Source organism: Streptomyces regalis (assembly GCF_001509475.1).
Lineage (GTDB): Bacteria > Actinomycetota > Actinomycetes > Streptomycetales > Streptomycetaceae > Streptomyces > Streptomyces regalis.
Genome location: NZ_LLZG01000363.1, coordinates 46,701 through 57,869, shown reverse-complemented (window position 1 = coordinate 57,869; position 11,169 = coordinate 46,701). Strand labels below are relative to the sequence as shown.

At 71.1% G+C, this 11,169-nt stretch carries 10 protein-coding genes; 7 read left to right on the top strand and 3 right to left on the bottom strand.

The window, feature by feature from the left end:
• The first annotated feature begins 158 nt into the window (after positions 1–158).
• Positions 159–1,193 carry a rod shape-determining protein gene (mreB, locus tag ADL12_RS32990; RefSeq protein ID WP_062708849.1) on the top strand — a complete coding sequence of 345 codons (1,035 nt, stop codon included), beginning with the start codon at positions 159–161 and terminating at the stop codon, positions 1,191–1,193.
• 897 nt (positions 1,194–2,090) lie between these two features.
• The gene (locus tag ADL12_RS32980) at positions 2,091–2,399 is read left to right on the top strand and encodes a DUF1876 domain-containing protein (protein WP_062708844.1); all 309 of its coding nucleotides are present in this window, start codon (positions 2,091–2,093) and stop codon (positions 2,397–2,399) included.
• Here the strand turns inward: ADL12_RS32980 and ADL12_RS32975 are convergent.
• On the bottom strand, positions 2,396–3,076 hold the full coding sequence (locus tag ADL12_RS32975) for a response regulator (protein WP_062708841.1): 681 nt from the start codon (positions 3,074–3,076) through the stop codon (positions 2,396–2,398). The genes ADL12_RS32980 and ADL12_RS32975 overlap by 4 nt on opposite strands.
• Positions 3,073–4,752 carry a sensor histidine kinase gene (locus tag ADL12_RS32970; protein ID WP_208614671.1) on the bottom strand — a complete coding sequence of 560 codons (1,680 nt, stop codon included), beginning with the start codon at positions 4,750–4,752 and terminating at the stop codon, positions 3,073–3,075. Before ADL12_RS32970 ends, ADL12_RS32975 begins: the two co-directional genes overlap by 4 nt.
• Positions 4,753–4,897: 145 nt before the next feature.
• Between ADL12_RS32970 and ADL12_RS32965 the strand changes: the two genes are divergently transcribed.
• The 5 genes from ADL12_RS32965 to ADL12_RS32945 all read left to right on the top strand — a co-directional run bounded on the left by ADL12_RS32965 (position 4,898) and on the right by ADL12_RS32945 (position 10,231).
• Positions 4,898–5,860, top strand: a complete 963-nt coding sequence (locus ADL12_RS32965) for a Bug family tripartite tricarboxylate transporter substrate binding protein (protein WP_208614672.1) — start codon at positions 4,898–4,900, stop codon at positions 5,858–5,860.
• Positions 5,857–6,408 carry a tripartite tricarboxylate transporter TctB family protein gene (locus ADL12_RS32960; RefSeq protein WP_062708835.1) on the top strand — a complete coding sequence of 184 codons (552 nt, stop codon included), beginning with the start codon at positions 5,857–5,859 and terminating at the stop codon, positions 6,406–6,408. Before ADL12_RS32965 ends, ADL12_RS32960 begins: the two co-directional genes overlap by 4 nt.
• Positions 6,409–6,415: 7 nt before the next feature.
• The gene (locus tag ADL12_RS32955) at positions 6,416–7,915 is read left to right on the top strand and encodes a tripartite tricarboxylate transporter permease (protein WP_062708832.1); all 1,500 of its coding nucleotides are present in this window, start codon (positions 6,416–6,418) and stop codon (positions 7,913–7,915) included.
• 17 nt (positions 7,916–7,932) lie between these two features.
• Positions 7,933–8,328 carry a universal stress protein gene (locus ADL12_RS32950; protein ID WP_062708830.1) on the top strand — a complete coding sequence of 132 codons (396 nt, stop codon included), beginning with the start codon at positions 7,933–7,935 and terminating at the stop codon, positions 8,326–8,328.
• Positions 8,329–8,488: 160 nt separating this feature from the next.
• Positions 8,489–10,231, top strand: coding sequence for a VanW family protein (locus tag ADL12_RS32945; RefSeq protein ID WP_062708826.1), 1,743 nt, complete (start codon positions 8,489–8,491; stop codon positions 10,229–10,231).
• Positions 10,232–10,282: 51 nt separating this feature from the next.
• Here ADL12_RS32945 and ADL12_RS32940 read toward each other — a convergent pair whose 3' ends face one another.
• A complete protein-coding gene (locus ADL12_RS32940; RefSeq protein ID WP_062708824.1) occupies positions 10,283–10,978 on the bottom strand; it encodes an SCO4225 family membrane protein in 696 nt (231 codons plus the stop codon).
• Between the last annotated feature and the right edge of the window lie 191 nt (positions 10,979–11,169).

The following is an 11,169-nucleotide window of genomic DNA, read 5'->3' as shown; positions in this document are numbered from 1 at the left end:
CCACCCGGCCCCCTACAAAAGGCGCCCCCCTCCCGGCCGCCCGCACGATGCGAGGGAGGCCGCCACACGCCGGCCCCGCGAACACGACCCAGACACCCCAAGCGAGGCCCGCCACCCACCCGGCGGACCCATGGTCTGCGCTCTCGGGAGGACCCCCCATGACCGCCACTCTGGAGCAGCTGCGCCGCTGCCACTTCGCCGTCGACCTGGGGGCGGCCAGGACCCGCGTCTATGTGAAGGGCGCCGGACTCGTCGTCGACCAGCCCTCCGCCGCCGCCGTCAACAGCCGTACCGGTGCCCTCATCGCCGTCGGTGAGTTCGCGGAGAAGATGACCGGCCGCACCCCGGACTACATCCGCGTCGTACGGCCCGTCTCCGGCGGCACCGTCGTCGACATCGAGATGGCGCAGCGCATGCTGCGGCAGCTCCTCGGCGACAAGATCCGCCGCACCCTGCGCCGCAAGCCCTTCCTGCGCGCCGCGGTCTGCACTCCGCACAACCCCGACCCGCTCGCCCGGCGCGCCGCCATGGAGACGCTCGTGGGGCTCGGCGCGCGGCGCGTGGAGCTGGTGGACACGCTGATCGCCGCCGCGGTGGGGTGCGGGCTGCCCGTGGAGCAGCCCGAGGCCAGCATGATCATGGTGTGCGGGGCGGCCTCGACCGAGGTCGCCGTGCTCTCGCTCGGCAACATCGTCACCGCCGAACGCGTCCGGGTCGGCGGCGAGGCCGTCGACCACGCGATCGTGCAGCACCTTCGGCACGAGCACGAACTCATGCTGCCCAGCCAGAGCGTACGGCCCCTGCAGCTCGCGCTCTCCGGCAACGGGCTCACGCCCCACGGCCCCGCCTCCACCGAGATCCACGGCCGTGACGTCTGCACCGGCCTCGCCCGCAGCGTCCAGGTCGACACCGCCGCCGTACGCAACGCCATCCAGACCCCGCTCACCGTCGTCCTCGACAGCATCGGCAAGGTGCTGCGCGACTGCCCGCCCGACCTGGTCGCCGACCTCGCCGACCGCGGGATCATGATGGTGGGCGGCAGTGCGCTGCTGCCCGGGTTCGACCAGATGCTGCGACAGGCCACCGGCATGCCGGTGTACATCGCCGAGCGGCCCGACGTGTGCGCCGTCCAGGGCCTCGGCACCATGCTGGAGGGCAGGATCGAGCCGCTGGAACTGGACCCGGCCACCTGAGCGCCGGGCGCGCCCGCCGGGCCACTGCGGCCGGCCTCAGCGCGTCACCTCGGCGATCTCCTCCTCCAGACTCGGCGCCGGCTGCCCGGCCGCCGTCATGTCCTTGCGGTCGGTGCCGCCTCGCGGGCTTCGCGCAGGCCGCCCGTGACCGAGGCCGCGTTGTGTGGGCCCCGGGTGGAAAGCGTCCGGCGGGGCGGATGCCCCAGCCACCCACCCGTCGCACCCAGCGGCGGCGCAGGCGGCAGGCACCGCACACGATGAGCACCCCCACCCGGCACCAGCCACGCGGGGCCGGACTCGGCGCAGGCTTCCACCTGCACACCCACGCCACACCACACGGACGGCATGGGCGACAGCCGGAGTCTCTTTTCCACCGGGACCGGGCCGAAACCCAGCCCCACGCAGGAAAACCCAAGCTCATCCGAGACGCTGGTGACGTCACCCGCGACAGCTCCCTCGTCCCCGGCCCCGTCACGCCCCCGGGGACTCGTCCAGCCGTACGAAGCGGTCGAAGAGCCGCCCCCGTTCGGCGGCCCGTGTCAGTACGGCAGGATCCGCCCCGAGGGGGTGCGGCGGTCGATCTCGCCCCTTGTGTCGCGGGGAGCGGCCGGCCGACGGGTGACGCGAACGCGGACGTGGGTCTGGCGGTTCATGACGCCCTCCTCGTACCTCGGGTCCGTTGCGGCCAGCCTTCTCTGCGCAACCTTTCGGCACATCGTGCCCACGGAGACACTTGTCATGCCTCCGCGGCAGGAGTGGATATGTCCCGGGCTACTTCCCGGGGAGAATGGCGCGCCCCTGATCGGCTCGCGCTGGACCCGGCCCCGGAACAGGCGCACGCTCGTCAGTGGGGGAGGAATCGCCCAGCTCTCATACCCCCGTACGGAAGTGATCTCGATGGAAGACAAGCAGTGGACCGTCCGGATCCGTATCACCGAGGACGGCGACGACACGCGTGCCGAGGCCGTGCTGACCACGCAGGACCAGGCTCAGAGCACGCCTCAGGACACGTCGGCCGTCACCGGCCGGGGCGTGGCGCACCGCAATCCGATCGACCGGCCCATCCCCGAGATCGGCGACGAACTCGCCGCCAGCCGCGCCCTGGAGGACCTGGCCATCAGGCTGCACGACATCGCGTCGGACGACATCGTGCAGCTGGCCGGCCCGGTCGACCCGGGAGGCAGCCAGGCGTGGGAGCGGCCCTAACCGTCCACCCAGCTGTACCGCCGCTCCGGCCGCCCCGCCTGCCCGTACCGCAGCGATACCTCCGCCCGCCCTGTGACGCTGAAGTGCTCCAGGTACCGCCGGGCGCTGACCCGTGACACCCCGAGCCGGGCCGCGCACTCGGCGGCGGAGAGGCTGCCTTCGGCCGCGCGCAGCTCCCGTTCGATCAGCTCGGCGGTCTCCACGCTCATGCCCTTGGGCAGGGTGGCCGTCGTGGCGGCCGGCGCCGCGCCCCGCGCCAGCGCCCGGTCCACGTCGGACTGCCCGCTGACCACTGCCGCGTAGAGGTTGCTCCGCCGCGCCGCGTACTGCTCGAGCCGCGCCCTCAGGTCCCCGGCGTCGAACGGCTTGAGCAGATAGTCGACGACGCCCTGGCGTACGGCACCGCGCACCGCGTCCGACTCGCGCGCGGCACTGATCACCATGAAGTCGCAGTCGTGCCCGGCGGTCCGCAGCCGGGGAATGATCTCCAGGCCGAACATGTCCGGCAGATAGAGGTCGAGCAGCACCAGGTCGGGTTGCAGCTCGGCGACGGCGGTGAGCGCCTGCTCCCCGCAGTTCGCCGTGCCGATCACCCGGAACCCGTCGACGTCGTTGACGAATCCGCGGTGGATCCGCGCCACCATGAAGTCGTCCTCCACGATCAGTACGTCGATCACCGGACTCCCTCCGTCGCCAGGTCGGCCGGACGGCCGACGGACATCCGGGCGGTGAACATGGCGCCCGCCCGCGTGTTGGCCACCGACACCTCACCGCCCCGCCGTTTGCACACCAGCCGGGTGAGCGCCAGGCCGATCCCCCGGTCGCCGCCCTGGGCGGCCTTGGTGGTGAACCCGTGCGAGAACACCTCCTGCGCGAGCTCGGGCGCCACCCCCGGCCCCGAGTCCCGTACGACGATCTCCACGCTGGAGGCGTCCTGGCGCAGTTCGACCTCGACCCACGCGTCGTGATCGTCGTCTCCGGCGGCAGCCGCGTCGACCGCGTTGTCCACGAGGTTGCCGAGCACGGTCGCCACGTCCGCCGAGTCGGTCGGCTCAAGGCGCTCCAGGGCGGTGCGCTCGGAGATCTTCAACCGCACCTTGCGTTCCGCGGCGAGCGACGACTTGGCCATGAGCAGCGCGGCGACAGCCCGGTCGCGGACCCGGCTGGTGAGGTTCAGGTCGAGCGACTCGCGGTGTTTGCGCAGGGCGCGGACGTACCGTACGACCTCGTCGTGCTCGCCGATCTGGATGAGCCCGGAGATGGTGTGCAGCTGGTTGGAGAACTCGTGGGCCTGGGCCCGCAGCAGCTCGGTGGTGCTGCGGAAGGAGCCCAACTCCCGTTCCAGCTGGGCGAGTTCGGTGCGGTCGCGCAGGGTCGTCACCGAGCCGAGGCGGCGGCCGTCCTTGGTGACGTCCATCCGGTTCATCACCAGCACGCGGCCCCGGCGTACGACCACCTCGTCCCGCCGCCCGCCACCGGGCTCGGCCTCGTCGGCGGTCCCGGCCAGGACGTCGTACAGCCGCCCCTCGATCCCCAGGTCGGCCAGGCTCATCCCGACGCAGTTCTCGGGCAGGTCCAGCAGTCCCCGGCCGACGGCGTTCACGAGGGTGAGCCGCTGCTGCGGGTCGAGGGCCACCACGCCCTCGGCGATCCCGAACAGCATCGCCTCCCGGTGTTCGGCGAGCCCGGCGATCTCGCGCGGCTCCATGCCGAAGGTCTGCTGTTTGATCCGCCGGGCCAGCAGCCAGGAACCGGCCACCCCGAGGACGCTGGCGACGCCGAGGTAGACGAGCAGATAGGACGAGGCGCCCACCAGCCGCTGCCCCACCGACGGTGAGGCCCGCCCGATCATCACGGTGCCGAGGTGGTCCCCGGCCTTGATGCGGCGGGCCTTGTCGTCCTCCGCCCCGAGCACCGGCGCCTGTGCCACCAGCTCGGTGACGCCGTTCACCGGCAGCTCGCCGGACCAGCCGCGGCCCTCGGCGACCTGCGGACCGTCGGACGGCATCCGCGTGCCGACCAGGGTGGGGTTGGTCGAGGCGACGATCTCGCCGTCGGCGTCGGCGACCGTCGCGGAGGTGACGCCGGACCTGGTGAGCGTGGACTGGAGCAGCGGCGCGAGCATCTCGGCCGGGGCGGGCCGGACCAGCTGGGTGCGTACGAGGGGGTTGCCCGCCATCTCTTCGGCGAGCGCGGTCACCCGGCGGCCCTCGACCCGGTCGAAGGTCGCCTTCGACTGCGAGAGCGAGACCGCGGCGACGGCGGCCAGCACGATCACGACAATGGCGAGCTGCCATACGAGCAGCTCACCGGCGAGCGTCTGGCCCCGTTTTTGCCGTGCCGTGATGACCACTATGAACTCAACCTTCAATGGTCACAGAACCGAGACGGGGTGTCTCAGGAATCGCACAATCATGGCGCCGGATCGGCCCAAGCGAAAGAGATGAGCCATGAGAACTCGACGAGCCGCACTTGTCGGAACTCTTGCCGCCGCGTCCATGCTCGCGGTCAGCGCCTGTGGTGCCACCGCCGACAAGGACGAGTCCGGGAGCGGAAGCGGGTCCGACAAGCCCGTGACCGGCCTGAGGCTCATGGTCCCCAACACCCCGGGCAGCGGCTACGACCTCACCGCCCGCACCGTCACCCAGGTCATGCAGGACACCAAGGTGGCCTCCGGCGTCCAGGTCTTCAACCTGCCCGGCGCCAGCGGCACCGTGGGCCTGCAGCGCCTGGTGAACGAGAAGGGCAACGGCAAGCTTGCCATGCAGATGGGCCTCGGCGTCGTCGGAGCCTCGTACACCTCCAAGTCCAAGGCGACGCTGACCGACACCACGCCGCTCGCCAGGCTGATCGAGGAGGCCGGCGCGATCGTCGTGCCGAAGGACTCCCCGTACAAGTCGATGGACGACCTCGTCACCGCCTGGAAGAAGAACCCCAAGAAGTTCGCGGTGGGTGGCGGTTCATCGCCGGGCGGACCCGACCACCTGCTTCCGATGCAGCTGGCGAAGGCCGTCGGCATCAAGCCGAAGGACGTCAACTACGTCTCGTACGACGGCGGCGGTGAGCTGCTGCCGGCCATCCTCGGCAACAAGATCGCCTTCGGGGCCAGCGGCTTCGGTGAGTTCCTCGACCAGGTCGAGGCGGGCCAGGTGCGCGTCCTCGCCGTCAGCAGCGAGAAGCCGGTCGAGGCGCTGAAGGACGCGCCCACGCTCAAGGACCAGGGCATCGACCTGGTCTTCACCAACTGGCGCGGCATCGTCGCCCCTCCCGGCATCACCGACGAGCAGAAGCAGACCTGGATCGACGCGCTGACCACGATGCACGACTCGGACGACTGGAAGGCACAGCTGGAGAAGAACGGCTGGGTCGACGCCTTCGCCACCGGTGACGAGTTCGGCACCTACCTGACCGAGCAGGACAAGGCGGTCGCCGACCTGCTGGCAGAGCTCGGGCTGGCATGAGCTCCGAGGTGAAGGACGGACTGAAAGACGAACGGACCGTGGAGGACTCCCGTCCGTCCCGGGAGGGCGGGGACCGCGCACAGTACGGCATGTGCGCGTTCCTCGCCCTGCTGGGCACCGCAGTGATCGTGGACGCCCTCGGCATCGAGCGCGTCACCAACGGCACCGACCCGGTCGGGCCGCGCGCGGTGCCGCTGCTCCTGGGCGCGCTGCTGTTGCTGCTCGCGGTGCTGTACGCCGTCGACGTGGCCCGGGGCGGCCGCGGTGAGCCGGAGGCCGGCGAGGACGTCGACCTGTCCCAGGGCAGCGACTGGCGCACGGTGCTGCTGCTGATCGCGGTGTTCGTGGCGAACGCGCTGCTCATCGAGCGTCTCGGCTGGGTGATCAGCGGCGGCCTGCTCTTCTGGGGCACGGCGTTCGCCCTGGGCAACCGCCACTACATCCGCAACCTGCTCATCTCGGCGACGCTCTCCCTGACGACGTTCTACGCGTTCGCGATCGGCCTCGGCGTGAACCTCCCCGCCGGCGTCCTGCAAGGAATCCTGTGAGGCCCTGATGGACAACCTGAACAACCTCATGCAGGGCTTCGCGGACGTCATGGACCCGATGAACCTGCTGCTCGCCCTCATCGGTGTCGTCATCGGCACCGCGGTGGGCGTCCTGCCGGGCATCGGCCCGGCGATGACGGTGGCCTTGCTGCTGCCGATCACGTACGGCATGGAGCCGGTGCAGGCGTTCATCATGTTCGCCGGCATCTTCTACGGCGGCATGTACGGCGGCTCGACGACGTCGATCCTGCTGAACACCCCCGGCGAGTCGTCCTCCGTGGTCACGGCCATCGAGGGCAACAGGATGGCGAAGGCGGGCCGGGCGGCCCAGGCCCTCGCCACAGCGGCGATCGGCTCCTTCGTCGCGGGCACCATCGGCACGCTGCTGCTGGTTCTGCTCATGCCGTTCGTGGTCGACTTCGCGGTCAGCCTGGGCGCTCCCGACTACTTCGCGCTGATGCTGCTGGCGTTCATAGCCGTCACGTCGGTGCTGGGCTCGTCCCGCATCCGGGGCCTCATCTCGCTCCTGCTGGGCCTGACGATCGGCGTGGTCGGCATCGACCAGTCGGGCCAGCAGCGCCTGACCCTGGGCATCCCGCAGCTGGCCGACGGCATCGACGTCGTCGTGGTCGCGGTCGGCATCTTCGCCGTCGGCGAGGCGCTGTGGGTGGCCGCGCATCTGCGGCGCAGGCCGGCCGAGGTGATCCCGGTGGGCCGCCCGTGGATGGGCAAGAAGGACTGGCAGCGGTCCTGGAAGCCCTGGCTGCGGGGCACGGCGTACGGCTTCCCGTTCGGCGCGTTGCCGGCCGGTGGCGCGGAGATCCCGACCTTCATGTCGTACATCACGGAGAAGCGGCTCTCCAAGCATCCCGAGGAGTTCGGCAAGGGCGCCATCGAGGGCGTGGCCGGTCCGGAGGCCGCGAACAACGCGTCCGCGGCGGGCACGCTGGTCCCGATGCTGGCGCTCGGCCTGCCGACCAACGCCACGGCGGCGGTCATGCTGGCGGCCTTCCAGTCGTACGGCATCCAGCCCGGCCCCCTGCTCCTCGATCGCGAGGCGAGCCTGGTCTGGGTCCTGATCGCGAGCCTGTTCATCGGCAACCTGCTGCTCCTGCTGCTGAACCTCCCCCTGGCCCCGGCCTGGGCGAAGCTGCTCCAGATCCCGCGCCCCTACCTCTACGCGGGCATCCTGTTCTTCGCCACGATGGGCGCCTACGCCGTCAACGCCCAGCCCTTGGACCTGTTCATCCTCCTCAGCCTGGGCCTCCTCGGCTTCGCCATGCGACGCTTCGGACTGCCGGTCCTGCCGCTGATCGTCGGCGTGATCCTGGGCCCGCGCGCGGAGCTGCAGGGCCGACGCTCGCTGCAGCTCTCCGGCGGCGAGCTGTCGGGCCTGCTGGGCGGCCCGGTGTCGTACACGGTCTACACGGCGATCGTGCTGGTCCTGGTGTGGCCGCTGATCCGCAGGTTCGTCGTACGTCCCCTGCGCGCGCGAAGCGCAGCCTGAGAGATCTGGAGATCGAGATGACCATCCTGGTCGGCTACGTCCCCTCCCCCGAGGGCGAGGCAGCGCTGCGTGCGGGCATCGACGAGGCCCGTCGGCGCGGCGAGAAGCTGCTGGTGGTGAACACCACCCGGGGCGACGCCTATGTCGACCCCCACTTCGCCCAGGAGCCCGACCTGAGCCACGTACGCGAGGACCTCGCGGCACTGGGCGTCGACTTCGACCTCCGCCAGGTCCTCGGCGCCCGCGACGCCGCCGAGGAGATCATCGACCTGGCGGAGAAGACGGAGGCGTCCCTGGTGGTGATCGGCATGCGCCGGCGCAGCGCGGTCGGCAAGCTGATCATGGGCTCGGCGGCACAGCAGATTTTGCTGGGGGTGGGCTGCCCGGTGCTGGCGGTGAAGGCGGGGGCCTGAGCTGCGGCAGGCGCGTGACCTGAAGTACGTGACCTGAAACATACGTGGTCTACGGCATAGGCGTTTTCGCCCGATTATGGCTAGCTGGATGTGCTTGCCTCGCGCACAGCGACGCGTCACCGGACGCGCCGTCCCAGCCGACCATCCGCCCTGGAGACCCATGCGCCTGCGCGTACCCTCCGTCCCGCGACTCTCCTCAGCTCCCCGTATCGCCTCCCTTCCGCCCCTCGCCCTGGCGGGCGGCGCCCTGACCGTCAGCATCGGCGGCCTGTACGTCGCCGGGCTGCTGGTCGCGGGCGGGGACATAGACGCCGGCACGACGGTGCGCGGTGTCGACATCGGGGGCCTGAGCCGTGCGGAGGCCGTCCGGAAGCTGGAGGACCGGCTGGGCCCCGCCGCCTCGCGGGAGCTGACCGTGACAGTCGGTGAGCGCAAGGGCACGGTCGATCCACGGCAGGTGGGCATCACCTTCAACTACGAGAAGACGGTCGACCACGCGGCGCGCACCCACGCCGCCGATCCGTTCACCGTGATCGGCGGCCTCTTCCGCTCGGGCGGCGCCGTCGAGCCGGTCGTGGACGTCGACGAGGACAAGGCCCACGCCGCCCTCGGAAAGCTGGCGAAGTCACTGGACCAGAAGGTCCGCGACGGCGCCGTCACGTTCGCGGACGGCGAGGTCCGGCAGGTCTCCCCACGGGGCGGCTACGCGCTGGACACGGACGCCGCGCTCGCCCCCCTGCGCACCGCCTTCCTCAGCGGCAAGGCCGACTCCGTCACGGCCCTGCCCGCCCGCGAGACGAAACCCGAGGTCACGGCGGCGGAGGTGCGGCGGGCGGTGCGCGAGTTCGCGCAGCCTGCCATGTCGGCGCCGGTCAGGCTCGCCGCGGCCGGCGAACGGTTCACGATCGACCCGGACGTCCTCGGCGAGTACCTGACGATGCGCCCTGACGGCGCCGGCAAGCTCACCCCGAAGCTGGACGCCAAGGGCCTGCGCGCCGCCCCCGCGGTGGCCGAGCCCCTGTCCGACCTGCCTGCCGAGCCCCGGAACGCCACCCTGGGCCTGGACGGCGGCGAGGTCGTGGCGGTGGACGACGCCAGGCCCGGCGTCCTGGTCACCGACAAGGCGCTGGGCAAGGCCGTGCTGCCGCTGCTCACCAAGTCGGGCATCACCGCCCGCACCGGCGAGGTCGCCGCGCGCGTGACCCAGCCGCAGGTGACCGCCGAGAACGCCGCGCGGCTGGGCCTGACGGAGAAGATGTCCTCCTTCACGGTCAAGTTCGAGCCGGCGCCGTACCGCACGAAGAACATCGGCCGGGCCGCGGAACTGATCAACGGGTCCGTGGTGATGCCGGACCAGACCTGGAGCTTCAACCGCACCGTCGGCGAACGCACCGAGGCCAACGGCTTCACCGAGGGCATCATGATCCTCAACGACGAGTTCACCAAGGCACCCGGCGGCGGTGTCTCCGCCGTGGCCACGACCATGTTCAACGCGATGTTCTTCGCCGGGGTCAAGCCCGTGGAGTACGGCGCCCACTCCTTCTACATCGAGCGCTACCCGGAGGGCCGCGAGGCGACGGTCGCCTGGGGCAGCCTGGACCTGCGGTTCAAGAACGACTCCGGCAACGCCATCTACATCCAGGCCGACGCCACCGACACCTCGGTGACCATCACCTTCCTCGGCACCCGGAAGTACGACGAGATCGAGTCGGTCACCGGGCCGCGCGAGAACGTGAAGCAGCCGGAGGAGAAGGTGAGCACCGACGAGAAGTGCGTGCCGCAGACCCCGCTCGAAGGCTTCGACGTCAAGGTGGAGCGAGTCTTCTACGCCGACGGCCGCGAAGTGAAGCGGGAGCCGTTCCGCACCCACTACACACCGCGTGACGAGATCGTCTGCGAGTGACGGGGCTCGGACCCACGGCCCGGCGAGTGTCGCCGAGGCGCCTTCCGTCCGTCAGACGGCCGGGCGCGCCTCCCGCGCCCGCAGCCTGTGTGCGAGCCGGCCGAGCAGCACGGCGTTGAACAGCCCGGCCAGGGCCGCACCGGCGGAGAACATCAACGGGCTCAGCCAGGCGACCGAGGAGCCCCACTCGGCGGGTGCCGCCACCAGCAGGGCGAGGATGCTGAGCGGCGCCGTCGCCATGAGCGGCCAGATCCCGGCGAACCCCGGGTCCGGAGACAGGTACGCGGCCCATAGGAAGAACCCCACCGCCGCCGCGACCACGGCCAGGTACCCACGCGCGAGCCAGTTGTCCACCGCGGGCGCCAGCAGCGCCGGAACCCTCCCCGGACGGGGCTGCGCGGCCACATCCGTCGCGGCGGACGCGGACCTGGTGGCTAGGGCACCGAGCACGGCGGCGTTCACGACAGCGCACACGAGCAGCCATACGGCCCAGGAGCCGACGGCGAACACCTCGACCGCCCCACCGCCCTCGGTACCGGGACCGAAGGGGAGGACCACTCCCGCGAAGGAGAGGGGCGCCGTGAGCATCATCGGGCTCGCAGCCAAGCCGCTGTCCGGGAAGACCACCATGACCAGGACGGACACGGCGACGACCGCGAGATATCCCCGGGCGTGCCAGTTGTCCGTGGCGAGGGCAAGGAACCGCCGCAGCCGCGGGAGGCGGCGCGGACGGGAGGCATTCGGCATCGGGATTCCCTCGGATCGGTCCGGATCGTGTTCTCCACGGTGGACCGGAGGGCGCACTCGAGCATGAGTACGGGTACTCAGGGTCGGGGCCGTACAGGACCTACTTCAGCCGCCAAGTACGGGCGGGCAGACGTCCCCGTCCTTGTCGAGCTTCCTGTTCATCACGGAGCCGAGCGAATCCCTGCGGTGCT